The 26,067-nt window shown below is 37.6% G+C and carries 24 protein-coding genes; 21 read left to right on the top strand and 3 right to left on the bottom strand.

Translation table 11 applies throughout. From position 1 onward, the window contains the following. Positions 1-15 precede the first annotated feature (15 nt). The 6 genes from BLS02_RS10710 (at position 16) to spoVM (ending at position 5,204) form a co-directional block, all read left to right on the top strand. Entirely contained in the window at positions 16-771 is a 756-nt protein-coding gene (locus BLS02_RS10710; RefSeq protein ID WP_092492998.1) for a Stp1/IreP family PP2C-type Ser/Thr phosphatase, read from the top strand. Next, entirely contained in the window at positions 771-2,777 is a 2,007-nt protein-coding gene (pknB, locus tag BLS02_RS10705; RefSeq protein WP_092492997.1) for a Stk1 family PASTA domain-containing Ser/Thr kinase, read from the top strand. The genes BLS02_RS10710 and pknB overlap by 1 nt, the downstream gene beginning before the upstream one ends. Continuing rightward, positions 2,778-3,662, top strand: coding sequence for a ribosome small subunit-dependent GTPase A (rsgA, locus tag BLS02_RS10700; RefSeq protein ID WP_092492996.1), 885 nt, complete (start codon positions 2,778-2,780; stop codon positions 3,660-3,662). Between the two features lie 2 nt (positions 3,663-3,664). Continuing rightward, positions 3,665-4,327 (top strand): ribulose-phosphate 3-epimerase, encoded by a 663-nt coding sequence (gene rpe, locus BLS02_RS10695; protein WP_092492995.1) that lies wholly within the window; start codon positions 3,665-3,667, stop codon positions 4,325-4,327. Positions 4,328-4,331: 4 nt separating this feature from the next. Continuing rightward, positions 4,332-5,000: a thiamine diphosphokinase gene (locus tag BLS02_RS10690; RefSeq protein ID WP_092492994.1), complete on the top strand. Its 669-nt coding sequence runs from the start codon at positions 4,332-4,334 to the stop codon at positions 4,998-5,000. A 120-nt stretch (positions 5,001-5,120) separates the two neighbouring features. Continuing rightward, the gene (gene spoVM, locus BLS02_RS10685; protein WP_092492993.1) at positions 5,121-5,204 is read left to right on the top strand and encodes a stage V sporulation protein SpoVM; all 84 of its coding nucleotides are present in this window, start codon (positions 5,121-5,123) and stop codon (positions 5,202-5,204) included. 204 nt (positions 5,205-5,408) lie between these two features. Here the strand turns inward: spoVM and rpmB are convergent, their stop codons facing one another. Further along, a complete protein-coding gene (gene rpmB, locus BLS02_RS10680) occupies positions 5,409-5,597 on the bottom strand; it encodes a 50S ribosomal protein L28 (RefSeq protein WP_092492992.1) in 189 nt (62 codons plus the stop codon). A 237-nt stretch (positions 5,598-5,834) separates the two neighbouring features. On the opposite strand from rpmB, the gene BLS02_RS10675 reads away from it, so the two are divergent. After that, a complete protein-coding gene (locus BLS02_RS10675) occupies positions 5,835-6,197 on the top strand; it encodes an Asp23/Gls24 family envelope stress response protein (RefSeq protein ID WP_092492991.1) in 363 nt (120 codons plus the stop codon). Between the two features lie 334 nt (positions 6,198-6,531). Further along, positions 6,532-8,196, top strand: coding sequence for a DAK2 domain-containing protein (locus BLS02_RS10670; protein ID WP_092492990.1), 1,665 nt, complete (start codon positions 6,532-6,534; stop codon positions 8,194-8,196). A 533-nt stretch (positions 8,197-8,729) separates the two neighbouring features. Here the strand turns inward: BLS02_RS10670 and BLS02_RS10665 are convergent. Next, positions 8,730-10,013, bottom strand: coding sequence for an NCS2 family permease (locus BLS02_RS10665; RefSeq protein WP_092492989.1), 1,284 nt, complete (start codon positions 10,011-10,013; stop codon positions 8,730-8,732). 256 nt (positions 10,014-10,269) lie between these two features. Here BLS02_RS10665 and sdaAB point away from each other — a divergent pair, with 256 nt between their 5' ends. The 9 genes from sdaAB to rnc all read left to right on the top strand — a co-directional run bounded on the left by sdaAB (position 10,270) and on the right by rnc (position 18,925). Then, a complete protein-coding gene (gene sdaAB, locus BLS02_RS10660) occupies positions 10,270-10,932 on the top strand; it encodes an L-serine ammonia-lyase, iron-sulfur-dependent subunit beta (protein WP_092492988.1) in 663 nt (220 codons plus the stop codon). 27 nt (positions 10,933-10,959) lie between these two features. Continuing rightward, positions 10,960-11,835, top strand: a complete 876-nt coding sequence (gene sdaAA, locus BLS02_RS10655; protein ID WP_092492987.1) for an L-serine ammonia-lyase, iron-sulfur-dependent, subunit alpha — start codon at positions 10,960-10,962, stop codon at positions 11,833-11,835. A gap of 14 nt (positions 11,836-11,849) precedes the next feature. Then, positions 11,850-13,883, top strand: coding sequence for an ATP-dependent DNA helicase RecG (gene recG / locus BLS02_RS10650; RefSeq protein WP_092492986.1), 2,034 nt, complete (start codon positions 11,850-11,852; stop codon positions 13,881-13,883). A gap of 419 nt (positions 13,884-14,302) precedes the next feature. Further along, complete coding sequence (gene fapR, locus BLS02_RS10645; protein ID WP_092492985.1) at positions 14,303-14,884, top strand: transcription factor FapR; 582 nt, start codon at positions 14,303-14,305, stop codon at positions 14,882-14,884. Further along, the gene (gene plsX, locus BLS02_RS10640; RefSeq protein WP_092492984.1) at positions 14,881-15,888 is read left to right on the top strand and encodes a phosphate acyltransferase PlsX; all 1,008 of its coding nucleotides are present in this window, start codon (positions 14,881-14,883) and stop codon (positions 15,886-15,888) included. Before fapR ends, plsX begins: the two co-directional genes overlap by 4 nt. Beyond that, a complete protein-coding gene (gene fabD, locus BLS02_RS10635) occupies positions 15,885-16,826 on the top strand; it encodes an ACP S-malonyltransferase (RefSeq protein WP_092492983.1) in 942 nt (313 codons plus the stop codon). The genes plsX and fabD overlap by 4 nt, the downstream gene beginning before the upstream one ends. Then, entirely contained in the window at positions 16,826-17,566 is a 741-nt protein-coding gene (gene fabG / locus BLS02_RS10630) for a 3-oxoacyl-[acyl-carrier-protein] reductase (RefSeq protein WP_092492982.1), read from the top strand. The genes fabD and fabG overlap by 1 nt, the downstream gene beginning before the upstream one ends. 336 nt (positions 17,567-17,902) lie before the next feature. Beyond that, positions 17,903-18,139 carry an acyl carrier protein gene (gene acpP, locus BLS02_RS10625; RefSeq protein ID WP_092492981.1) on the top strand — a complete coding sequence of 79 codons (237 nt, stop codon included), beginning with the start codon at positions 17,903-17,905 and terminating at the stop codon, positions 18,137-18,139. A 102-nt stretch (positions 18,140-18,241) separates the two neighbouring features. Then, positions 18,242-18,925 carry a ribonuclease III gene (rnc, locus tag BLS02_RS10620; RefSeq protein ID WP_092492980.1) on the top strand — a complete coding sequence of 228 codons (684 nt, stop codon included), beginning with the start codon at positions 18,242-18,244 and terminating at the stop codon, positions 18,923-18,925. Between the two features lie 334 nt (positions 18,926-19,259). Here the strand turns inward: rnc and BLS02_RS10615 are convergent, their stop codons facing one another. Further along, positions 19,260-19,484 carry a DUF1128 domain-containing protein gene (locus tag BLS02_RS10615; protein WP_092492979.1) on the bottom strand — a complete coding sequence of 75 codons (225 nt, stop codon included), beginning with the start codon at positions 19,482-19,484 and terminating at the stop codon, positions 19,260-19,262. Positions 19,485-19,657: 173 nt separating this feature from the next. On the opposite strand from BLS02_RS10615, the gene smc reads away from it, so the two are divergent. The 4 genes from smc to ffh are packed head-to-tail and all read left to right on the top strand — an operon-like array spanning position 19,658 to position 25,967. After that, on the top strand, positions 19,658-23,224 hold the full coding sequence (smc, locus tag BLS02_RS10610; protein ID WP_092492978.1) for a chromosome segregation protein SMC: 3,567 nt from the start codon (positions 19,658-19,660) through the stop codon (positions 23,222-23,224). 16 nt (positions 23,225-23,240) lie between these two features. After that, positions 23,241-24,239, top strand: a complete 999-nt coding sequence (gene ftsY / locus BLS02_RS10605) for a signal recognition particle-docking protein FtsY (protein WP_092492977.1) — start codon at positions 23,241-23,243, stop codon at positions 24,237-24,239. 50 nt (positions 24,240-24,289) lie between these two features. Next, positions 24,290-24,610, top strand: a complete 321-nt coding sequence (locus BLS02_RS10600; protein WP_092492976.1) for a putative DNA-binding protein — start codon at positions 24,290-24,292, stop codon at positions 24,608-24,610. Positions 24,611-24,623: 13 nt separating this feature from the next. Next, complete coding sequence (gene ffh / locus BLS02_RS10595; RefSeq protein WP_092492975.1) at positions 24,624-25,967, top strand: signal recognition particle protein; 1,344 nt, start codon at positions 24,624-24,626, stop codon at positions 25,965-25,967. Positions 25,968-26,067 lie beyond the last annotated feature (100 nt).

The raw sequence follows: 26,067 nt of genomic DNA, 5'->3' as shown, positions 1-26,067 counted from the left end.
TTATGGGGTGATAGGATGAAAGGAAAATTTCTTACAGATAAGGGTCAAATCAGAAACCACAATGAGGATTCCGGGGGAGTCTTTTATAATCAAAGTGATCAAATGCTGGTAATTGTGGCTGACGGTATGGGAGGACATCAAGCAGGTGATGTAGCTAGTCAGATGGCAACATCAGTTATTCAGAAAAAATGGGAGGAATGTAATCAATTAAATTCTCCTGAAGAAACCGAAGTATGGTTATCAAAATCAATACAGGAAATAAACAATTCCATCTTTGAACAGGCAAATACCGATGAAGAATGCCAGGGGATGGGGACAACCGTAGTTATAGCTGTTTGTACAGAAAATTTTGCAACCATTTCACATGTTGGTGATAGTCGCGGTTACATATTAAATGAAACTGGATTTAAGCAGTTAACGGAGGACCACTCATTAGTTAATGAACTTGTTCGATCGGGGCAAATCAGTAAAGATGACGCAGAACAACATCCTCGAAAAAATGTATTATTAAAGGCATTGGGTACTGATATAAACATTATAGCTGACACAAAATCAATTGGCTGGGAACATGGCGATAAACTTTTGCTGTGTTCTGATGGTTTAACAAATAAGGTAACAGATAAAGAACTATTCCAGTTTACTCAACTGGAAAAAGGACTGGAATCATCAGGTAACGAGATGATTAAGCTTGCAAACGAACGGGGTGGGGAGGATAATATCTCCCTTGTTATTGTACACCATGATTCAACAGAGAAAGAGGGTGAGTCGTAGTGTTAAAAGGTCACCTGTTAAATGATCGTTACCAGATTGGCGAAACTATTGGCGGTGGTGGGATGGCCAATGTTTATTTAGCGAATGATACGATTTTAAATCGTGATGTTGCAGTTAAAGTATTACGATTGGATTATGCAAATGATGAAGAATTTATTGCCCGTTTTGACCGAGAAGCCCAGTCAGCGACAAGCCTTTCACATCCAAATGTCGTAAATATATATGATGTAGGTGAAGAAGATCATATTTTATATATGGTTATGGAATATGTGGACGGGATGACACTTAAAGAATACATACAGAGTTATGGTCCAATAGATGTACAAGAAGCATTGGATATTATGAAACAAGTGACAGCAGCAATTTCGCATGCACATGCTAACGATATTGTACACCGGGATATTAAGCCGCAAAATATTCTAATAGATTCTTATGGACGGGTTAAAGTGACTGATTTTGGCATTGCTGTGGCATTGAGTGCAACTTCACTTACACAGACGAATTCAATCCTTGGTTCTGTACATTATCTGTCACCAGAGCAAGCACGTGGCGGTATGGCAACCAAAAAATCAGATGTCTATTCACTAGGAATTGTATTATTTGAACTGTTGACAGGACGTTTACCATTTTCGGGGCAGTCACCAGTTTCAATAGCGTTAAAACATTTGCAAAACGATACGCCTTCCGTAAAAAGGTTTAACCCTGATGTACCGCAAAGCGTTGAGAATATTGTTCTTAAGGCAACTGCTAAGGATCCATTTCATCGTTATGATACGGTATATGATTTAGAAGATGGACTAGAAACTGCACTCGATCCGGATAGAATTGATGAAGAAAAGTATGTACCGCCTAGTGAAGCAGGAGAAGAAACAAAAGCAATTCCCATCATTACGGATAATCAGCTTCAAGATAATGTGCATGATAATACACTTGTCCATCAAGCAAACGAAAGTACCAAAAATTTCACAAATAATAATGATAATCAATCTGATTCTAAAACAGGCAATCGAAAGCGAAAGAAAAAATGGCTTATTTTTTTCATTATTTTATTTGCCTTATTTGGAATAGGAATAGCAGCTTACTTCATAATTTCTGCTTTCCAGCCAAAAGATGTCGTTATTCCTGATGTTACAAATATGGAATATGAAGAAGCATTAACTGAACTTAGAGATCTTAATTTAGAAACTGAGCGTGAGTTAATGTATTCAGAGGATGTTGAAGAGGATATTGTTATTAAAACAAATCCACAGACCGGAAGTACAGTGAAAGAAGAATCACTCGTTACAATATTTGTTAGCCAAGGTAAAGAGAAAGTGGCATTTGGTGATTATGTAGGTGAAGACTATAATCAGGTTAAATCCCTACTTGAATCTAAGGGATATACGGATTTTAGACAATTTGAAATATTTGATGATAATAAACCCGGGGTTATTATTGGTCAAATTGAGCCATCGCCAGGTACAGAAGTTGTGCCAAGTGAGACAAAGGTAATATTTGAAGTAAGTAAAGGGCAGAGACCAATTTATTTGGATAACCTTGAAGGAATGACGGAGCAAGAAGCAATAACTGCTTTAGAAGACCAGGGTCTGTCTGCAAATATAGAAGAAGAATATTCAGAGACCGTATCTGAGGGCGAAGTTATCCGCCAGGACCCCACAACTGGAACCGAAATGGAGAAAGGTGATACAGTCAAATTGTATATTTCGAAAGGTGCTGAGGAAAAACCACCTAAAAACCATTCTGAAACATTTACTGTTGTTTATAATCCCGATAGTCAAGAGTCAGAGAATCAGGATGAACCAGTAAAGCAGAGTGTTAAAATCTATATTGGTGATGCAAACCGTAAGATATCAGATGTTGCAATAGATGAAACGATAACCGAAGACAAGGAATATAACATTACATTAACTATAAACCCAGATAGTATTGCACAATATAAAGTTGTCCGTGATGGAAATGTATATATTGACAAATCGATTCGATATGAAGATGTAGAAGGTGAGTAAATGGCAGAAGGCAGAATTATAAAGGCGATAAGCGGATTCTATTATGTGAAGTCTGACGGTGAAGTGCACCAATGCAGAGGAAGAGGTGTTTTTCGCAAAAAAAACATAACCCCACTAGTTGGAGATTTTGTAGTTTTTGATAAGAATAATCCTGACGAGGGCTATGTAATGGAAGTAAAGCCAAGGAAGAACGAATTGATACGGCCACCAGTTGCAAATATTGATCAAGCGATCATTGTTAGTTCTGCTACTATGCCAGACTTTAATCCTTTGTTATTAGATCGGTTTCTTGTCTTAATTGAATCGAAGGGAATTAAGCCAATCATTTTTGTTACGAAGAAGGATATTATCTCTGAATCGCAACGACAGTTTATTGATGGCTATGTAAGGGAGTATCAGCAAATAGGCTATGAAGTGGAACTACTGTCTTCCAAAGAAAACCTAAATGAATTAAGCAAACTGGAAAGTTATTTTTCCAATAATGTATCTGTTATTGCCGGTCAGTCCGGCGTTGGAAAATCATCATTCTTAAATGCAATTAATCCATTACTGCAATTAAAGACTGATGATATTTCAAAGAGTCTTGGAAGAGGTAAACATACAACAAGACATGTTGAATTGGTAGAAGTGGGTGATGGGCTAGTAGCTGATACACCTGGGTTTAGCACACTTGATTTCAATGAAATTGAAGCAAATGAATTAGATGAATGCTTTCCAGAAATAAATGAGCTAAAGCCTTACTGTAAATTTCGAGGCTGTATGCATAATAAAGAACCAAAATGTGCTGTGAAACAAGCTGTGGAAAAAGATGAGATTTCAAATAAGCGGTATGAGCACTATATAAGTTTTTTAAATGAAATTAATTCAAGAAAGCCGAGGTATTAATTATGGTAAAAATAGCACCTTCCATATTGTCAGCTGATTTTTCAAAACTAGGAGACGAAATAAAAAATGTTGAACAAGGTGGGGCGGATTATATCCATGTCGATGTAATGGACGGTCATTTTGTTCCAAACATTACAATTGGTCCATTAATAGTTGAAGCAATAAAGCCAAAAACAAAATTACCGTTAGATGTTCACTTAATGATCGAAAATCCTGATGCGTACATTCCGATGTTCGCTGAAGCCGGTGCTTCAATAATTACGGTTCATCAGGAAGCAAGCAGACATCTGCACAGGACAATACAGTTAATTAAAGATAATGGTGTAAAAGCAGGAGTAGTGTTGAATCCTGCTACTCCAGTAGACACAATTAAAGATATTTTACATGAAATTGATATGGTTTTAATCATGACGGTCAATCCTGGATTCGGTGGTCAATCATTTATTCATCATGGTGTACAAAAAATTGAGCAAGTTGCTGATTGGAGAAATGAATTTAATTTGTCCTTTGAAATCGAGGTAGATGGTGGTGTTAACAGGGACACAGCAAAGCTATGTACTGATGCGGGTGCGGATGTATTAGTTGCAGGCAGTGCAATATTTAAGCAATCTAATCGACGTCAGGCAATAGATCAGATTACACAGTCAATTGAGAAGGCGAATTGATGTTATGTCATATGTTGCAATAATGGGGAACGGACCTACGGAGTTACTTCCTGATCTTTCTTTATATATGCACACGGTGGATGTATGGATTGGAGCGGATCGAGGTGCTCTAACCCTAGCAGAAGGTAAAATGCCGCTTGACTATGCTGTAGGAGATTTTGATTCTATAAATGATATAGAAAAAAACACTGTACAAGCATATGCAAATTCATATGAAGTTTATCCTGTTGAAAAGGATCAAACCGATTTAGAAATTGCACTAACAAAGGCATATGAATTACAGCCAGAAAAAATTTATTTATTCGGTGTAACCGGAGGACGTCTCGATCATGCATTAATTAATATTCAATTACTTTACTCCATAATGAATCGGGGTATTCAAGGAGTTATTGTTGATATTCAAAATCAGCTTGAATTAACGTTCCCCGGCAGTTATGAAATAAAGCAGAATAAACGATATCCGAATATTTCTTTTATTCCATATACCCAGTATGTAAAAGGATTGACGCTAAATGGTTTTTATTATCCATTGCAAAATCAGTCGATAACGTGGGGGTCGACTCTCTGTATATCAAACAAGCTTCTTTCAAATTATGGTACTTTTTCGTATAAGGAAGGCATACTATTAATAATAAAGAGTCGTGATGCTATGTCAGATACGATTCCAATGTAAGCTTTGTTTAACAGGAAGAAAAGTTTAGAATTTTCCTTCCTGCATAAGTGTAACTAAGGCTTTCTCCATAAAGCTTGGCGAAAGCCAAGTTTTCTAATATACAGAGGAGGCGGAGAACTCATGAAATTTTATACTATTAAACTCCCAAGGTTTATCGGCGGATTTGTTCGAGTTGTCATTGGTACTTTTAAAAAGGATAGATAGGGTAAAATCAGCTTTTGTCAATTCATTTGGCAAAAGCTCATTTTTTTTGGACAAGGTTGAAAGTTAGAAGGATTTGTTTTAATGGCGGAGTTCTTAGTTGTAATTAGCAATAAAAAAGTATTTTTACTAACTAAAAAAGCATCCAATTTAATGGATGCTTTTAAGCTATTAACTAATGTTCGATTGTTCTGATCTCAGGTATATTTATACGCGCTCTACTTTACCAGATTTCAAGGCACGAGTAGATACGTAAACACGTTTAGGTTTGCCATCTACCATAATACGAACTTTTTGCACATTAGCCTTCCAATTACGTTTGTTGGAATTCATAGCGTGAGAGCGTTGGTTTCCACTGCGAGTTTTACGTCCAGTAACAACACATTTTCTAGCCATGGTAATCCCTCCTACTCTGACATGTGTCATATAATTACTTAATTAATTTATCACATGTATCGCTAGAATGCAATTGTTATTGGGAATTATATAAAGAAAAATATCTTGACAGAACAATATAAATCATCCATTGTTATAGAGGATAAAATTTTACATAAGTGTGTCTGAAGCTTTTAAAATGAATATGCTTGTAGTAAAATATTCTTATAATGATTGGGTATTAAAGGAGGATAATTAATGTCCATTGAACTTAATACAAATGATGGTCAAGTAACTATTACGAACGAGGTTATATCTACAATTGCAGGTGGCGCAGCAGTAGAGTGTTATGGAATTGTTGGCATGGCATCAAAAAGCCAGATTAGAGATGGAATTGCTGAAATTCTTCGTAAAGAGAATTTTTCAAAGGGTGTAATTGTGCGCCAGGAAGAAAATCATCTCCATATCGATATGTATATCATTGTTAGTTATGGTACAAAAATCTCTGAAGTTGCACATAATGTACAATCACAAGTCAAATATACGTTAAACAAGTCCTTAGGATTGGCAATTGACTCGGTTAATATTTACATTCAAGGTGTCCGGGTCGCAAGGGATTAGTCTTTTCATTAGCAGTTAGGAAATATTAATACTTTCTTACTGCATAAGCACAACTAAGGCTTTCGCCATTAAAGCGTGGCGAAAAGCCAAGTTTTTTAACATGTGATAACTTTGGAAAACTAAACAGCTGCTTTTTATTGAACATTTGATAGAGCGCACAAATTACTTTTTTGTATTGTTAAACTAACTTGAAAAAATTAGTCACCAGATTATCTTGAGGCGCTTACGCTTTTCTTTCACTTTAATTCTAGTGGTATAAAGTATAAGTGAAATAAAGGCTTTCGCCATTAATTCTTGGCGACAAGCCAAGTTTTTCGAATGAGGAGGAAGTATTTTGAAGGTACAAACGTTGAATGGCATAACGTTTACGCAAATGGTTCTCTCTGGAGCAAACCATTTGTCGAATAATGCTCAGAAAATAGATGCATTAAATGTTTTTCCAGTTCCTGATGGAGACACTGGAACAAATATGAATTTATCGATGACGTCAGGTGCAAGTGAAGTAAAGAAAATTAATAGTGAAAATGTGTCGGAAATCGCTACTGCATTTGCAAAGGGATTGCTCATGGGAGCCAGAGGTAACTCGGGTGTGATTCTATCTCAATTATTTCGCGGATTTGCTAAAGGATTAGAAAATAAAGAAACCGTATCATCCAAAGACATGGCAAATGCATTTGATAGCGGAGTAGACACTGCTTATAAAGCTGTAATGAAACCTGTTGAAGGTACCATTTTAACAGTTGCTAAGGATGCTGCTAAAGTAGCGATTAGCAAAGCGAAAACAGAAAAAGATGTAATCGCTTTAATGGAAGAAGTCGTTAAAGAAGCAAAGGCATCATTGAAACGTACACCAGATCTTTTACCTGTGCTTAAAGAAGTGGGAGTTGTAGATTCTGGTGGACAAGGTCTTTTAACAATTTATGAAGGATTTCTTGCTGCTCTAAAAGGTGAAGAATTACCAGAACAGGATGCTGATGCAGCAGAAATGGAAGAAATGGTAAATGCTGAACATCATAAAATTGCACAAGATTTCATGGATACATCCGAAATTGAATTTGGTTACTGTACTGAGTTCATGGTCAAGTTTGAAGAAGATAAATTAAATGAAAATCCATTTGATGAAGAAACATTTCGTAATGAACTTAGTGAGCATGGTGATTCACTTCTTGTTGTGGCAGATGATGAAATTGCAAAAGTTCATGTTCATGCAGAATATCCTGGATCAGTAATGACTCTTGGGCAACGTTTTGGCAGTTTAATTAATATGAAAATTGAAAACATGCGTGAACAGCATACAGCACTTGTTGGAAGCCAAGATACAGAGGCTACCCCAAAAGCGCAAGCTGAATATGGAATTGTAACTGTTGCTATGGGATCTGGACTGACTTCTTTATTTGAAAGCCTTGGTGCGTCTGTTGTAATCGAAGGCGGGCAGACGATGAATCCAAGTACACAGGACATTACAAATGCAATTGAAAAAGCTAATGCTAAAAATGTACTTATACTTCCAAATAATAAAAATATTGTAATGGCTGCTGAGCAAGCTGCAGAACTAGCTGAAGTAAGTGCTGAAGTTGTTCCAACAAAGACAATTCCACAAGGGATAAGTGCATTGCTTGCCTTTCATCCAGATAGTGATATCAAGAACAACAAAGAAGCAATGGAAGAAGCAAGTACACAGGTTAAAACGGGTCAAGTTACATATGCTGTACGCGATACGCAAATTGATGGTATTACAATTGAAAAGAATCATTTTATGGGTATTGCAGATGGAAAGATTAAAGGATCCAATCAAGATAAAATAGAAACTGTTAAATTATTACTGAATGAAATGATTACAGAGGATGATGAAATTCTAACTATTCTTCAAGGTGAGGATGCAAGTGCTGAAGAAGTGGAATTAATTGAGAAGTATATTGAAGAGACGTATGAAGATATGGAAATTGAAATACACAATGGAAACCAGCCGATTTATTCGTTTATTTTTTCAGTAGAATAAACAAGCCTCGTCTTTTTGTGGTACACAAATAGTAAAAACGTAGAGTAAATTGGGCATTGAATTGGATAGCAATTTGATGCTCTTTTTTATATTTTGGTATATAGCTCTCATCTAAATTTTGCTTTAAAATGTTAGGTGATATGGTGGATCTTTAATGTACAACTGAAATATACCCATTTTCTGTGGACGAGCTTGGAAATCCCCATCGTTCGTCCTGAGTGAAGAGGCTTGCAAAATATATAAGGATGATCGATTAAGTAAGGCACTTCCTGGGAATGCGATTACTCGCCCCATCTCATCGAAGAGACAGCTGAAGATCCCTTAGGAAACTGAAGCGTTGCCCGCGGAAAGCGGGATGTATCTCTGGAGCGGTGGCATAGCACTCAAGTATTTCCTCGCATTAATTTGCAGTTTATATCAAACACTTGTTAAGATTTATTGTTTGCAAAAGCTGAAATCAACTATATTAAAAAAATAGCAGTTCAATTAATGGTACAAGTTGCGTTTTGTACGTGAAATTGAACTGCTTACTTTTAAATTCCGGTTATTTTTATGATAAAGTCAAACAGAAACAATGCTGAGATAATAATTAATGTGATAGATAGTTCCTTCTGTTTACCTACAGCAAGCTTAACAATTGGGTATGCAATAAAACCAAATGCCATCCCATCCGCTATACTGTACGTAAACGGTATTAATGCGACGATTAAGAAGGCTGGCAGTGCTTCAGATAAATCATCCAATGGAACGTGTCTGATATTCTGTGCCATTAAAACCCCAACAATGATTAATATTGGGCTAATAGCAGCATTTGGTATCATGGATATCCATGGAATAATAAAAATAGTTGCTAAGAAAAGTAATCCAGCTGTTACAGAAGCTTTTCTTGACCTACCATTTGATGCTATTACAGCCGCATTTTCTGCCGCTGATACAGTTGGTGATGTACCAAAAAATGCGCAAGTAAGCGATGAGAATGCAGTTACTTGATATGCTTTTTTATAGCTGTCGTTACGTTCCAACATATGAAGCTGTCCATGCAATAATCCCATGTTTTCGAAGATAAGAATCATCGCTAAAGGAAAGATTGCCAGCCAGAATGCAAGCTCATCAACTGCTGTAAATGATGGAATAAATAACATTTCACCCATATTAATACTCACAGTACTTTTTCCAGTGTCCAGAATACCGAAGAAATGCGCAAATATAGTCCCGCTTATCATCGTAATTAGGAAGTTAGCTGGGATATTCTTAATAAATAAAAATATAGCAATGAATAATGTTAATAAACTTACGATGACAGTAGGTGAAGTGAAATCACCAATAGCAACAATGGTGTTCTCACCACTGATAACAAGTTCGCTTTTTTCTAAGCCTATTAAGATTAGGAAAAAGCCTAGTCCTACTGTAATTGCATGTTTTAATGATTCAGGAATTGCTTCTTTTAGTAGGACACCTAAGCGACTAAACGCAGTAATTATAAATAATACAGAAGCAATCATTACAACTGCTAAGCCTTCTTGAAACGTTAATCCTGCACCTTCGACAATGGAATAGGCAAATAATGCATTAATCCCCATCCCAGGAATCAGAATCAATGGGAGCTTAGCAAATAATCCCATCAGAATTGTTCCGACAAAACTTGCCATTATCGTTGCAAGCATTCCAGCTTCAAGTGAAATCCCTGCTTCACTTAGGATAGACCCATTTACAGCAACAATATAGACTGTAGTAAGGTAGCCAACCAAACCGGCAACAATTTCTGTTCGCCATTTACCATTAGTAGCTTCTAACTCAGTGTTGTTATTATAAGGCATCTAATCTCCTCAAATTTCTAACTGTCCCTCTCCCACCCGACTATATATAGTGTGCTCAATAGTTAAATGAATACACTCTTAATGTATAATCCACAAATAGTTATTATATGTTCCCCTTCAAAAAAAGTCAATGAAGTCAAGCAGTAAGTTAGACTTGAGGAAAATAAAGCTCAATTCAACCCTCGGGTGATTATTAGATGGGTTTTTGTTATAATTAGCAATGGAGATAAATTTATTTTGGGGACGGTGTTGATTCGTGAAGTATAATTCAGTCTTTGATATTATTGGACCAGTTATGATTGGTCCTTCTAGTTCACATACAGCAGGTGCAGCAAGAATAGGAAAAGCTGCACGTAACTTATTCGGTGAAGAGCCAAAATGGGCAAGAATTCATTTATATGAATCATTTGCTAAAACTTATAAAGGACACGGAACAGACTTTGCTTTAGTTGGTGGATTGTTAGGGTACGAAACAGATGATACACGAATGAATCAAGCATTGGTAACTGCAAAAGAGAAAAATATCGATGTTCAATTTATTGAGGATAGTGCGGCTGTTGACCATCCCAATACTGCGCGGCTAGTTATTGGAAATGATACAGATCAAATTGAGCTTGTAGGTATATCTATCGGGGGCGGAAAAGTAGAAATCACTGAATTAAATGGTTTCGAATTACGGTTATCAGGCAATCACCCAGCAATTCTTATCATGCATAATGATCGCTATGGAGCTATTGCTTCTGTAACTAAAATTTTGGCTAAAAATGAGATTAACATTGGACATATGGAAGTGAACCGCAAAGATGTTGGAAAAGAAGCATTAATGGTTATTGAGGTCGACCAAAATGTGGAAGATACTATTTTAAAAGAGTTAGAGAGTGCTGATCATATTATCCAGATCTCAAAAATAGTGAGCTAATCGGCAATAGAGAGGAGTTTTCATCATATGTTTCGTAATGCTGCAGAATTAGTAGAAATGGCAGAAAAGGAAGATGTTTTAATATCTGAAATTATGATTCGTCAAGAGATGGAAGTAAAAGATAAATCACGTGAAGAAGTTTATTCCGAAATGGAAAAGAATCTGGAAGTGATGGAAAAAGCAGTAGAAGATAGCCTTAAAGGTGTAGAATCTGTTACTGGATTAACTGGCGGGGATGCAGTTTTAATTCAAAATTATATGAAGGAAAAGACTCCACTATCAGGTAATCTATTAATGGATGCTGTTAGTAAGGCAATGGGTACCAATGAAGTGAATGCAGCAATGGGTACAATTTGTGCAACACCAACTGCCGGGAGTGCAGGCTGTGTACCTGGGACATTATTTGCTGTTAAGAACCAGTTGAATCCGACGCGTGAACAAATGATACGTTATCTCTTTACTTCTGGTGCATTTGGATTTGTTGTTGCGAACAATTCGTTTATTTCTGGGGCTGCTGGCGGATGTCAGGCAGAAGTAGGCTCAGCAGGAGCAATGGCATCTGCTGCAATAGTTGAAATGGCCGGTGGAACGCCGCAGCAATCAGCTGAGGCATTTGCTATGACACTGAAGAATATGCTTGGTCTTGTTTGTGACCCAGTTGCGGGTCTTGTTGAAGTGCCTTGTGTAAAACGAAATGCTGGGGGATCTTCACTTGCTATTGTATCAGCAGATATGGCTTTAGCTGGTGTTACAAGCAGAATTCCGTGTGATGAAGTAATTGGTGCCATGTACCGTATTGGGAAGCAAATGCCATCAAGCTTGCGTGAGACAGGTGAAGGCGGACTAGCAGATACCCCGACAGGACGTCTATTAAAAGAGAAAATATTCGGTATGTCCGTTTAGAAAGAGTGATTAACGTGCTAAGCGATCCAGTAATACAATTAAAAGGGGTAGGTGATAAATTTGCAGGAAATCTGGCAGAGATGAATCTTCATACTGTGGAAGATTTGCTGTATTATTTCCCCAACCGCTACGATGTATTTGAAATTAAACCTCTTAGCGAATTAATTCATGAAGATAAAGTTACAATCGAGGGAAGGGTAGTGAATGAGCCTTCCCTTACTTTTTATGGAAAGAAAAAGTCCCGGTTAACTTTTAATGTAGAAGTCGAGAATGTAGCGATTAAGGCTGTTATGTTTAACCGTGCATTTGCCAAAAAACAAATTAATGCAGGTGACACAATTACATTAACTGGTAAATGGGATGCACACCGTCTGCAAATAACTGTCAATAATTATAAAAAAGGCCCGGCATCTGAACAAACTGCGATCCAGCCAATGTACCCGCTCAAGGGTGACGTAACAAACTATAAATTAAAGAAAACGATACAGTCCGCTATTAGCGAATATGGAGCTGAGATCACTGAAATTTTACCAAGTTATTATTTGGAAACTTATAAACTTCCAGAACGACGAAGTGCGGTAACTACTATGCATTTTCCTAAGAATAGAATTGATCTAAAACATGCAAGACGAAGATTTACATATGAAGAATTTTTATTATTTCAGCTAAGAATGCAGTTATTAAGAAAAATTAAACGTGAGGCGACAGAAGGTAATGCTCAGCACTATAACGTGATGCAAGTCCAGGAATTTATTGATACTTTCCCGTTCTCTTTAACCAATGCGCAACAAAAATCATTAAATCAAATTCTGGCGGACATGAAATCACCCTACCGAATGAATCGTCTTTTACAAGGTGATGTTGGTTCTGGCAAAACAGCAGTGGCAGCAATTTGCCTATACGCTGCAATAACTGCTGGTAAGCAAGGAGCCTTAATGGTACCAACAGAAATATTGGCTGAGCAGCACTATCAATCACTTACAGAATTGTTCGGTGATAAAGCGACAATCGTATTATTGACCGGTTCTGTAAAGGGGAAAAAAAGAAAAGAAATGACTGCCGCAATTGATAATCATGAGGTAGATATTGTTATAGGGACGCATGCTCTAATTCAGGATGATGTTTTCTTTGATAATCTTGGTTTTGCTATTGTTGACGAGCAGCATCGGTTTGGGGTTAAGCAACGCCGTACACTACGTGATAAGGGGTTAAATCCTGATGTTTTATTTATGACAGCTACCCCTATCCCACGCACATTAGCAATTACTGCCTTTGGTGATATGGATGTTTCAGTAATTGATGAAATGCCATCAGGAAGAAAAGAAATTGAAACATACTGGACAAAAGAAAATACGCTTGATCGGGTACTCGGATTCATTGAAAAACGTGTTAATCAAGGTGAACAAGCCTATGTTATATGTCCGTTAATTGAAGAGTCAGACAAGATGGATATTCAAAATGCCGTTGACCTTTTTCACCAATTACAGGAATTTTATTCAAATTCTTTAAAAGTTGGGCTTATGCATGGACGACTTACAGCCGATGAAAAAGATGAGGTCATGAAACAATATGCAGCAAATGAAATTCAAGTATTGGTCTCGACAACTGTTGTTGAAGTGGGAGTGAATGTCCAAAACGCAACAATTATGGTTATTTATGATGCAGAGCGTTTTGGCTTATCCCAGTTACATCAGCTTAGAGGGCGCGTAGGTCGTGGAAATAAACAAAGCTATTGTATTCTAATTGCTGATCCAAAAGGAGAAGTCGGAAAAGAACGGATGCGTATTATGACTGAAACTAATAACGGCTTTGAGTTATCCGAGCAGGATTTAAAGCTCCGTGGTCCGGGTGATTTCTTTGGCAAAAAACAAAGTGGTCTGCCAGACTTCAAGGTAGCAGATATGATTCATGATTATCGCGCTTTAGAAACTGCCAGGCAGGACGCGCAGGAAATAATTGAGAAGAATTTACTGGAGGAAAATAGTGAATTTTATCAACTAAGAGTTAACTTGGAAAACGATACATTTCTTCATGATAAACTCGATTAATTGTTAACTTGCATATTTAGACTTGGTATTATATATTACTATTAGTACCAAGTCATAGTATTAGCAGTAATACCACATTTTTTATTAGGATATTATAAAATGGAAGCGTTGTGTATAACTGAACTTAATAAATAAGCCATGTTCAGCTTCAGTGACCAGTGACTAGTGGACTTCCTACTCCTCCTTACGATAAGGTAACATCGAATCGAATGACGAAGGATGGCCGACTAAAAACGGGCTTTGCTCCCAACGTCCGCACACCCCTATGAAGGGGCGTGTTGCCTTTATCTCAGGTAAAGGAAGATCGACTAAAATCGCCGCGATACGCGGCAACGTCAGACCCACCCGCGATGCGCGGGCGCAGGCCATACGTCACTAAACGGTCACTTACGCTTTTGTTATTTGGATGGTGCCATTAAATGAAGATAAGTAAAATGGAACGGCAGCGATTATTAAAAGAAACGATTGAAAATACTCCATTTATTACTGATGACGATTTATCAAAAAAATTCAATGTTAGTATTCAAACAATTCGTCTGGACCGAATGGAACTATCGATTCCTGAGCTTCGCGAGCGTATTAAGTCAGTTGCGACATACCAATGGAACGAAACAGTGAAAGCACTAACTTTAGATGAAGTAATTGGGGAAATTATTGATTTGGAATTAGATAATCGGGCAATTTCAATATTAGTAATCAATAAAGAACATGTTTTTTCGAGAAATAAGATAGCGAGGGGACATCATTTGTTTGCTCAAGCAAACTCACTTGCTGTTGCCGTTATTAATGATGAACTTGCATTAACAGTAAAATCTGAACTTAAGTTTACCCGTCAGGTTAATGAGGGAGAACGTGTGGTTGCTAAAGCCTTTGTAGAAGAAGTGAGCGATAAAGGTTTAACGGTTGTCCGGGTGAACAGCTTCGTTGAAAACGAAAAAGTGTTTACTGGGTTATTTCATATGTATCGCTCAAATGATCAAAAAGGGGACAATCTAAAATGAAAATAGCAATTGATGCCATGGGAGGCGACCATGCACCTAAGGAAATTGTCTTAGGAGCGATGGATGCTGTTTCCCAAATTGAAAATTTAACGATAAACTTAATAGGTGATGAGAAAAAAATAAACGAATATTTAACCAATTCAAAAAATATTAATGTTATTCATACGGATGAAGTAATTACTGCTGCCGATGAACCTGTTCGAGCGGTACGGCGTAAAAAAAACTCTTCACTTGTATTAATGGGTAAAGAAGTAAAGGAACATCGGGCTGATGCATGTATATCTGCCGGGAATACTGGTGCCCTTATGAGCGCTGGACTATTTGTAGTGGGAAGAATATCAGGAATTGACCGCCCTGCACTTAGCCCGACATTGCCAACAATAGACGGAAAAGGCTTTTTATTACTTGATGTTGGAGCAAATGTAGATGCAAAAGCTCATCATCTTGTTCAATACGCAATTATGGGATCCATTTATACGGAAAAAGTGCGCGCTATTACTAACCCAACAGTAGGATTATTAAACGTTGGTACTGAAGACGGGAAAGGAAATGAGCTTACGAAAAAGGCGTTTTCTCAATTAAAAAAAGCCCCAATTAATTTCATTGGGAATGTTGAAGCCCGAGACATATTATCAGGAACCGCTGACGTAGTTGTGACAGATGGATTTAGCGGAAATATTGCACTTAAAACTATTGAAGGTACTGCAATGACAATGTTCTCGATGCTTAAAGAAACCTTTATGTCTTCTGTTAAAACAAAAATTGCCGCCGGAATGGTGAAAAGTGATTTGAAGGGGCTGCAAGGAAAGTTGGATTATTCAGAGTATGGCGGCGCTGGATTATTTGGTCTTTCTGCACCTGTAATTAAGGCACACGGTTCGTCTAATCGCCGTGCAGTATACAATGCAATTAAACAGGCAGCACATATGGTTGAATTTAACGTAACTAATACAATTGAAACTACTATGGAATCCATTGATTTGGAGGAGGGGGAGAGCGAATGAAACGAATAGCATTTATGTTCCCAGGACAAGGATCACAAACAGTGGGCATGGGAAAAGCATTTTATGATGAATATACTGAAATACAAGAATTATTTCGTGAAGCGGATCAGCTTTTAGACTCAGAGATATCAACTATTATGTTCGATGGTTCTAAGGAAATATTAACAGAAACCGAAAATGCTCAGCCCGCATTATTACTTTCGGGTTTTGCTGTACATACGTTACTCTTAAAAGAAGGAATAAAGCCTGACATGGCTGTTGGTCATAGTCTTGGAGAATATAGTGCACTAGTCGCAGCGGGTTCGATTTCCTTCAAAGAAGCATTACCTCTTGTTGCTTCACGAGGTAAGTTGATGGAAGAAGCGTTTCCAATGGGAAAAGGAGCAATGGCAGCGGTTCTTGGTATGTCTGAGGGGGAAATAAAACAAACTCTTCAACATCTGGATGAAGATGAAGTTGTTGATATTGCCAACCTAAATTGCCCTGGTCAGATTGTTATTTCCGGGTCTAAAGAAGGAATTGAAACAGCAAGCACGCTTTTAAAAGAAAATGGTGCAAAACGTGTTTTACCACTTAATGTTAGTGGTCCATTCCATTCCAGACTTATGAAGACAGCTAATGAGCAGTTTTCAAAAGAGTTAAATGATATAGATTTTAATGATGCACGCATCCCAGTTTATGCGAATGTTTCTGCTCAACCAGTAACTGAAAAGGAAGAAATAAAAGATTTACTAATCAGGCAGCTTTATTCACCTGTTAGATTTGAAGAATCCATCCGTAATATGATTGATGATGGTGTGGATGCCTTTGTTGAGGTAGGTAATGGTAAAGTATTAAGTGGTTTAGTGAGGAAAATTGACCGTAACGTTAAAACATTTGCAGTACAGGATCCAGCATCGTTAAACGATTTTATTTCGTGGTATAAGGAGGACTTGTAATGTTACAAGGGAAAAACGCACTAGTAACTGGTGCTTCACGAGGTATCGGTCGCTCTATTGCCCTGGAATTAGCAAAACAAGGTGCAAATGTGGCTGTAAATTATTCTGGCAGTGAAGAAAAAGCACAATCTGTTGTTGATGAAATTAAGCAATTGGGTGTAAAATCATTTAAGGTACAGGCAGATGTTGCAAACGAAGAAAACGCTAAAGCAATGGTTAAAGAAGTTGTAAGTCAATTTGGCAGTTTGGACATCTTAGTTAATAATGCTGGAATTACACGGGATAATTTGATAATGCGAATGAAGGAAGATGAATTCGATCAAGTGATTAACACTAACCTCAAAGGAGTATTCCAATGTACCAAAGCTGTTTCAAGACAGATGATGAAACAAAAAGCCGGTAGAATTGTTAATGTTGCTTCAATCGTAGGTGTGAGTGGAAACCCGGGGCAGGCTAACTATGTTGCAGCTAAAGCTGGCGTTATCGGACTGACGAAGTCCACTGCAAAAGAATTCGCATCGCGCAATATCTTGGTTAACGCTGTTGCGCCTGGTTTTATTTCAACAGATATGACAAATGAACTAACTGATGAGCAAAAAGAAAGTATGCTTGCAATGGTTCCATTAGCGAAACTTGGTGAACCAGAAGATGTGGCAAAAGTTGTACGTTTCCTCACATCAGATGATGCCAATTACATTACTGGACAAACCATTCATATTGATGGTGGAATGGTAATGTAGGAAGAAAAGTGCAGGCGACTGTTCAGCGACGTATGGACTGGACTGATCCGTATGAGATAAAGGAAACGCGAAGAGCGTATGCGATTCGACGTTGACTTATCGTAAGGAGGAGAAGGAAGTCTACTAGTCGCTAGGAGACGGAACTGGATCAATAAAAGCGAATGGGGCTTACTGAGCGACGACATGCGTAAGCAAGAGTCCGTAGAGCACGGGTTTTGTACTCAAGTGACAATTGCTTACGTCATGAGTCGCTAGCCCGATGAACTGGATCAGGAAAAGTGAATTAGGATCACGAAGTGTATGAAAGATATTATCCTCGAAGGGGGGTGAAGTATTATGGCAGATGTATTTGATCGTGTAAAAAATATCATCGTTGATCGTCTTGATGTGGAAGAATCTAAAGTAAAAATGGAAGCCTCTTTCAAAGATGACTTAGAAGCTGACTCATTAGACGTTGTTGAGCTTGTTATGGAGCTTGAAGATGAATTTGATATGGAAATAGCAGACGAAGAAGCAGAGAAAATTAATACTGTGGGTGATGCTGTTAACTACATAAACAGTATTCAATCATAAATATAGTTGAAAGTCTCGCAAATGCGGGACTTTCCGTATATTTAATATTTCAGATTAATTTTTTGCTAAGCAAAATAAATAGTACAGAGTGGTGATAATGATATGAATATTTCATCGTTGCAAGAACAACTTGATATTACATTTAATGACCATGACTTAATCAGACAGGCTTTTACACATTCATCTTATGTGAATGAGCATCGTGAAGAATCGTTTTCGGATAATGAACGTTTGGAGTTTTTAGGAGATGCCGTTTTGGAATTAGGTGTTTCTCAATATCTGTATCGAAACCAGAATAGCATGGCTGAAGGAGATCTAACTAAACTACGAGCTTCAATTGTTTGTGAACCATCTTTAGTCAATTTTGCCCGTGAATTGAATTTCGGGGAATATATACGGTTAGGAAAAGGTGAGGAACAAACAGGTGGTCGGGATCGTCCAGCTTTATTGGCAGACGTTTTTGAAGCGTTCCTTGGAGCATTGTATCTGGATAAGGGATACGATGTTGCTACCCAATTTTTAGAGAAATATGTATTTCCGAAAATAAAAACTGGTGCTTTTTCGCATGCGATGGATTACAAGAGCCAACTGCAAGAGCTTGTGCAGCAACATAAAATTCATAACATAGAATATAGTATCGTGGAAGAAAATGGCCCTTCCCATGACAAGGAGTTTGTTTCACAGGTACTAATTAAAGGTGATGTTGCAGGAGTTGGTGTTGGTCGTACAAAAAAAGAAGCCGAGCAACGTGCAGCAAAGAATGGATTGGATAGCTATAACGATTAAGAAATATTAAAGAATAAACCAGAGAATCATTTGATTCTCTGGCCTTTTACATAGTTTAAAACTATAAAATTTATTGCTGGTATAACTGAACTACAAAACCAGCCACGTCAGATACGACATACAGGACGCACTAGTGCCGGTGAGGCCAAAGGACGTGTCGTTTTAAACGACCAGCGCGCCTAGAGACTAATGGACTTATCACACCGTCTCTACAATAAGAAATAAAGGTGACTAAGACCGCCACTGTGGCCACGTCCTCGAACCATCCGCAAAGTTGAGCGCATTGTATACGCGCTTAACAGGCGTTTTGCGCTTTTAATTTAATGGATTTATGTTATGATTTCCTTACAGACCGTAATTCATCAATAAATGCTTGTGTTTCTGAAGCACTTAACTGCCCCTTCTGCGTAATCATATCATACATAAATTTAATGTCCTCGTATTTTTCCAAATCATAATCTTCCGGATCCATAATGGTGCGGTTAACGACATTCAACATCTCTGCAAGTTCATCGAGGATAAACTTTAAGTTTTCTTGTGATGGATTCTCCAAATTCATGTAAACACCTCATCTAATTAGTTTGACAATAACAAAAGCAATAAATCACGTATGTACTTGGCTATGCCTTCTTTTGTGCCTATGTTTATGATAAAATAAATGCGGTAAAAAGCCAAATTTTATATGGTACATAAAATTTTACTTTATCTCGGCAAGAAATAGGAGAATGTATAATGTATTTAAAACGATTAGAAAGTGTAGGATTCAAATCATTTGCTGAACGGATCAATGTTGATTTTGTTCCTGGTGTTACAGCAGTAGTTGGCCCAAATGGAAGTGGAAAAAGTAATATAACGGATGCAATCAGATGGGTACTTGGGGAGCAATCAGCAAGATCCTTACGTGGTTCCAAAATGGAAGATATTATTTTCCAGGGAAGTGATTCCAGAAAGCCCTTGAATGTTGCCGAGGTCACTCTAGTACTAGATAATAGTGATCAGGCGCTTCCACTTGACTATGAAGAAGTTAGTGTTACACGCCGTGTATACCGTTCAGGAGAAAGTGAATTTTATATTAATAAACAAGCCTGTCGATTGAAAGATATCGTGGAATTATTTATGGATTCAGGTCTTGGTCGTGAAGCATTCTCGATTATAAGTCAGGGAAAAGTAGAGGAAATTTTAAGTTCCAAAGCAGAAGAACGACGAACTATTTTTGAAGAGGCAGCGGGCGTACTTAAATACAAACAGCGCAAGAAAAAGGCGGAATATAAATTAGCTGAAACACAAGAGAATTTAAATCGTGTAGAAGATATTATATATGAAATAGAGCAACAAATAGATCCCCTAGAAGAACAAGCTGAAACCGCTAAGAAATATTTGGATAAGAAAGAACAACTGAAACAACAAGAAATCTCGCTTCTTGTTACGGAAATTGAACAACTTCATGAACAGTGGCAAGCGTTACTCGATGAATTAGATAAAGAAAAAATGAATGAAATTAATTTAAAAACGTCAATACAGCAAAAAGAAGCAAAACTGGAAAAAGAACGTCAGGAAATCCATGATCTTGATGAAGAAATCGAAAATCTGCAGGCAAATCTTTTAACAACAACACAACAACTTGAACAACTTGAAGGCAAAAAACAGGTACATAATGAACGAACAAAACATTTTGCTGAAAACAAAGAAAAGCTGGAATCACAGAAAAATGAAACTGCAAATCGTATCGATAAACTAAAAGATGAACTAAATGAAAAAAATGAACAACTTTCATCTTTACAAGCGGAACGAAATAATACAAAACAGCAGGTTGAACAATTAGAAGAAAAGTTGACAACAGATAGAGAAAACATTGCTGAGCAAATCGAAGAACTGAAATCAGAATATATTGAGTTTCTAAATAAGCAAGCTGCAAAGCGAAATGAAAAACAATCGATTGAACAGCAGCAACAGCAGATTTCTGGCAAAAAAAATAAACAGGCAGAGAAATTTGAGGATTTGCTTATACAACGAACCGAGCTTACGAATCAAAAAGATAAACTGCAGTCTGACTATTCAGCTCAAGAAAAAAAATATAACGCTATGGCATCAGTTATACAACAATTGAAGGAAAAGTTGAGTACTGACCGACAAGAATTTCAAGAAGCACAGACGAAGCTATATCAAGGCTATCAATATATTGAGAAGTTAAAATCCAAACAAGAAATGCTTGAAGATATGAAAGAAGATTATCAAGGATTCTTCTATGGTGTGAAGGCCGTTTTGAAAGCACGCGAGGAACGGAAACTTGATGGTATCTCTGGTGCTGTGATTGAACTGGTTGATGTACCTAAAACATATATTACAGCAATTGAAACAGTACTCGGTGCTCAAGCTCAGCATGTAGTTGTAAACGATGATACGGCAGCTCGTAATGCGATTAGCTGGCTTAAAAAAACAAGTAATGGACGAGCAACCTTTTTACCATTATCCTCAATAAAAGCCCGTTTTGTGCCACAAGATGTATTAACAAAAGTGCAGAACCACGATGGTTTTATTGGTGTCGCTGCGGATTTAGTATCTGCACATAATGACTTTCAAAAAGCAGTCAATCACTTAATGGGGCATGTAATAATCGCGAAAACATTGCGAGATGCTAACGAAATCGCAAAAATTGTTATGCGTAAATACCGTATTGTTACACTTGAGGGTGACGTTGTTAATCCAGGAGGTTCAATGTCTGGTGGAGCGCAGAAGAAATCAAATCAGTCTTTATTCACAAGAGAAAAAGATTTGCAGGAAGTAACAGATAAATTAAGTGAATTTCAGAAGAAGGCTACTGCATTTGAACAGAAAGTTGACAAACAAAAGCAGCAAATTGATACGACAGAAAAGGAATTAGTAGATGAAGAACACGCTATTACGAATGAGCATCAAATGCTCCAGGAAATTCGATCCTCGTACAAAGAGGTGGAAATGAAGCTGGTGTCACTTAATGATAGTCTTACGTTGTATGATCAAGATAAACAGCAATTTGATCATGATAACGAGGAATTAGAATCCCGTGATAAGCAACTTTCAAGTGAACTAGATGATATTTCAAATCAGCTTGTAATGGTGCAAAATCAGATTAATGAACTTACTGAACAAGAAGCGGATTTTAAAGAAAATCAAGAGCAATTGCAGCAGGACTTTCAAAAAGCACAAGTAACTTTAGCTGAACAGGAAGAACGTTTGAGGAGCCAACGTGAAAAAACGAATACGGTTAGTGATCAATTAACAGAATACAAAGCCCAATTTGAAAAATACGCAAGCGATTTAAATGACTTACTTGAAATGCAAAATTCCACAGAAACCGAAGCTGATATTGATCAGAACATCAAATCGGCTAAGGATGATAAGGAAGCTTTAACGAGTAAAATACAGCATATGCGTTCCAATAGAGCAGAAAGAACACAGCTTATGCAGGATCAAGAAAGAGAGTTAAAAGAAGAGAACACAAAGCATCAATCATTTATGCAAGAAATTCAGCAAAAAGAAGTTAAAGCGAACCGTTTAGATGTAGAGCTGGAGAATAGGCTGTCGCAACTGCAATCAGATTATACGATTACGTTTGAAAAAGCTAAACAGACCTACGATAAGACAGAGGATATTGAAGAGACTAAATCAATGGTGAATCAAATTAAACAAGCGATTGACCAGCTTGGAACAGTGAATTTGGGTGCGATTGATGAATATGACCGTATTTCTGAGCGTTATGACTTTTTATCTGAGCAAAAGAATGACTTAGTGGAAGCAAAACAAACGTTATATACCGTGATCTCAGAAATGGATGAGGAGATGCAAAAGCGATTCGGTGAAACGTTCAATCAGATAAAGGACGAGTTCGCTGTTGTTTTTGAGCAATTGTTTGGAGGCGGTCGTGCTGAGTTGAAGCTAACCGACCCAAGTAATCTTTTGGATACAGGTGTAGAAATTATTGCACAGCCACCAGGTAAAAGACTGCAGCATTTGGGTCTACTTTCCGGTGGTGAACGCGCATTAACAGCAATAGCGTTATTATTTGCGATATTACGTGTTCGTCCTGTACCGTTTTGTGTACTAGACGAAGTAGAAGCTGCACTTGATGAAGCGAATGTTACGAGGTTTGCAAAATATGTGAATGCATATAGTAAAGATACGCAATTTATTGTAATCACACACCGAAAAGGTACAATGGAAGAGGCAAATGTATTATATGGTGTCACAATGCAAGAGTCTGGAGTATCACGTTTAGTATCTGTTCGGCTAGAAGATACGAAAGAATTAGTTAACTCGTAGGGAGGATGTCACATAGATGAGTTTCATGGAAAAATTGAAAAATAAATTCAAGCAAAACGAAGAAACAGAAGAAGTTTCAGCAAAATATAAAGAAGGTATGGAAAAGACACGAAATTCCTTTTCAGGCAAGATTAATGATCTGATCGCCCGCTATCGAAAAGTTGATGAGGATTTTTTTGAAGAACTGGAAGAAGTGCTTATATCAGCAGACGTTGGGGTTATGACTGTAATGGATCTTGTTGAAGAATTAAAGATGGAAGTTAAACGTCAAAATATAAAAGATACGAAAGAAATAAAGGATGTTATTTCTGAAAAGCTTGTAGAAATTTACTATGGAGACGATGATGAGGAAATTGAAGCGTTGCATATTGAAGAAAACCAACTTTCTGTAATTCTTGTTGTTGGTGTAAATGGAGTTGGCAAAACAACCTCTATTGGTAAACTTGCACACAAATTAAAACAGGATGGTAAAAATGTTGTATTAGCAGCCGGTGATACTTTCCGTGCTGGCGCTATCGAACAGTTGGATGTGTGGGGAGAACGTGCCAATGTAGATGTAATTAAGCAAAGTGCCGGAAGTGACCCTGCTGCGGTTATATTTGACGGGATTAAGGCTGCGAAATCTCGTAATGCTGATGTATTAATCTGTGATACAGCTGGAAGGTTACAAAATAAGGTGAACTTAATGAATGAGCTTTCCAAAGTTAAGCGGGTTATTGAGCGGGAAGTTCCTGGGGCACCACATGAAGTGTTGCTAGTATTAGATGGAACGACTGGTCAAAATGCAATGAGTCAGGCAAAAACATTTTCCGACGCAACCGATGTAACTGGTATTGTACTAACGAAGCTTGATGGAACTGCAAAAGGTGGAATTGTTTTAGCAATCCGAAATGAATTAAATATCCCTGTTAAATATGTGGGGCTTGGTGAAAAAGTAGAGGATCTTCAGGAGTTTAACGCACATGCATTTGTCTATGGTTTATTCGCTGATCTCCTTGAAGAGAATCCAGAATAATGTTACTATATTTTATGTAAAGGAATTTCACTTAACAAGGGGTGTTTTGATTGCTGGAAAAAACAACGCGAGTTAATTATTTATTCGACTTTTATCAAGAGCTACTAACCCCTAAACAGCGTAATTATATGGAAATGTATTATTTGGAGGACTATTCACTGGGTGAAATTTCCGAGCTATTTGAGGTTTCCAGGCAAGCTGTTTATGATAATATTAGACGTACAGAAAAAATGCTTGAGTCCTATGAACAAAAGTTGAAACTATATGATAAATTTCAGCAGCGTGTCAATATTTTAGCCCAGCTGAATGAAGTGACTGCTAATGATAGTAATATGCAAAAGTTTATTAATCAATTAAAAGAATTAGATTAGGGGGACACCTTCTATGGCATTTGAAGGATTGGCCGACCGTTTACAAAGCACGATGAAAAAAATAAAAGGTAAGGGTAAGGTCTCAGAACAAGACGTTAAAGAAATGACGCGTGAAGTTAGACTCGCTTTACTTGAAGCCGATGTAAACTTTAAAGTTGTAAAAGACTTAATTAAACGGATTAAAGAACGCGCTGTTGGTCAGGAAGTGATGGAGAGCTTAACACCTGGACAGCAGGTGATCAAAGTTGTAAAAGAAGAATTAACAGAACTTATGGGTGGTGAGCAAAGCAAAATAGCTGTTGCCGATCGTTCACCAACTGTAATCATGATGGTTGGTCTGCAAGGTGCCGGTAAGACAACGACAACTGGTAAGCTCGCAAACCATTTACGAAAACAGCATAATCGCTCGCCATTATTAGCAGCATGCGACGTTTATCGTCCAGCAGCGATAGAGCAGCTTGAAACTCTTGGCCAGCAATTGGATATGCCTGTTTTTTCAAAAGGTACAGAGGCTAATCCTGTTGATATCGCATCTGAAGCCGTACAACAGGCTAAAGCAGACCACAATGATTATGTCATTATTGATACAGCAGGACGTTTACATGTTGATACTGATTTAATGGATGAACTACAGCAAATTAAGTCATCCGTTAAACCAGATGAAATATTCCTAGTTGTCGATGCAATGACAGGTCAGGACGCAGTAAATGTTGCCGAAAGCTTTAATGAACAGCTAGACTTATCTGGTGTTGTTTTAACTAAACTTGATGGTGATACACGTGGTGGTGCAGCACTTTCCATCAAAGCTGTTACTGATAAACCTATAAAATTTGCCGGTACTGGTGAAAAACTAGATGGATTTGAGGCATTTCATCCTGAACGAATGGCATCTCGAATTCTCGGTATGGGTGATGTGTTATCACTTATTGAAAAAGCACAGACAAACGTTGATGAGAAACAAGCAAAAGAACTCGAACAAAAAATGCGTACAGCATCCTTTACCTTTGATGACTTTTTGGAGCAGATGGGTCAAGTGAAGGAAATGGGACCTTTAGAAGATCTGATGGGTATGATTCCTGGTGCCAGCAAGATGAAGGGTCTGAAAAACGCACAAATTGATGAGAAACAGCTTGTTTATGTTGAAGCGATTATCCAATCGATGACTAAGAAAGAACGACAAGAGCCAAGTATTATGAACGCAAGCCGGAAAAAAAGAATTGCAAAAGGTTCTGGAACTTCAGTTTCGCAGGTGAACCGTTTATTGAAGCAATTTGATGAAATGAAAAAAATGATGAAGCAAATGACAGGTGCCCAAAAAGGTAAAAAAGGCAAAGGAATGAAGTTTCCGTTTATGTAAGAACAAAAGCGCAAGCGCCTGTTTAGCGCCGTATGGACTGGACTGACCCGTGTGAAATAAAGGATACACGAAGAGCGTTAGCGATTCGATGTTGACTTAT

Source organism: Virgibacillus salinus (genome assembly GCF_900102415.1).
Classification (GTDB): domain Bacteria; phylum Bacillota; class Bacilli; order Bacillales; family Amphibacillaceae; genus Lentibacillus; species Lentibacillus subterraneus.
This window is presented reverse-complemented; position numbering and strand designations above follow the sequence as displayed.

Coding starts and splice junctions, on each gene's coding strand:
- BLS02_RS10710 (WP_092492998.1), top strand. CDS start 16: ATGAAAGGAAAATTTCTTACAGATAAGGGTCAAATCAGAAACCACAAT.
- rsgA (WP_092492996.1), top strand. CDS start 2,778: ATGGCAGAAGGCAGAATTATAAAGGCGATAAGCGGATTCTATTATGTG.
- rpe (WP_092492995.1), top strand. CDS start 3,665: ATGGTAAAAATAGCACCTTCCATATTGTCAGCTGATTTTTCAAAACTA.
- BLS02_RS10690 (WP_092492994.1), top strand. CDS start 4,332: ATGTCATATGTTGCAATAATGGGGAACGGACCTACGGAGTTACTTCCT.
- spoVM (WP_092492993.1), top strand. CDS start 5,121: ATGAAATTTTATACTATTAAACTCCCAAGGTTTATCGGCGGATTTGTT.
- rpmB (WP_092492992.1), bottom strand. CDS start 5,597: ATGGCTAGAAAATGTGTTGTTACTGGACGTAAAACTCGCAGTGGAAAC.
- BLS02_RS10675 (WP_092492991.1), top strand. CDS start 5,835: ATGTCCATTGAACTTAATACAAATGATGGTCAAGTAACTATTACGAAC.
- BLS02_RS10665 (WP_092492989.1), bottom strand. CDS start 10,013: ATGCCTTATAATAACAACACTGAGTTAGAAGCTACTAATGGTAAATGG.
- sdaAA (WP_092492987.1), top strand. CDS start 10,960: ATGTTTCGTAATGCTGCAGAATTAGTAGAAATGGCAGAAAAGGAAGAT.
- fapR (WP_092492985.1), top strand. CDS start 14,303: ATGAAGATAAGTAAAATGGAACGGCAGCGATTATTAAAAGAAACGATT.
- plsX (WP_092492984.1), top strand. CDS start 14,881: ATGAAAATAGCAATTGATGCCATGGGAGGCGACCATGCACCTAAGGAA.
- fabD (WP_092492983.1), top strand. CDS start 15,885: ATGAAACGAATAGCATTTATGTTCCCAGGACAAGGATCACAAACAGTG.
- fabG (WP_092492982.1), top strand. CDS start 16,826: ATGTTACAAGGGAAAAACGCACTAGTAACTGGTGCTTCACGAGGTATC.
- acpP (WP_092492981.1), top strand. CDS start 17,903: ATGGCAGATGTATTTGATCGTGTAAAAAATATCATCGTTGATCGTCTT.
- rnc (WP_092492980.1), top strand. CDS start 18,242: ATGAATATTTCATCGTTGCAAGAACAACTTGATATTACATTTAATGAC.
- BLS02_RS10615 (WP_092492979.1), bottom strand. CDS start 19,484: ATGAATTTGGAGAATCCATCACAAGAAAACTTAAAGTTTATCCTCGAT.
- smc (WP_092492978.1), top strand. CDS start 19,658: ATGTATTTAAAACGATTAGAAAGTGTAGGATTCAAATCATTTGCTGAA.
- ftsY (WP_092492977.1), top strand. CDS start 23,241: ATGAGTTTCATGGAAAAATTGAAAAATAAATTCAAGCAAAACGAAGAA.
- ffh (WP_092492975.1), top strand. CDS start 24,624: ATGGCATTTGAAGGATTGGCCGACCGTTTACAAAGCACGATGAAAAAA.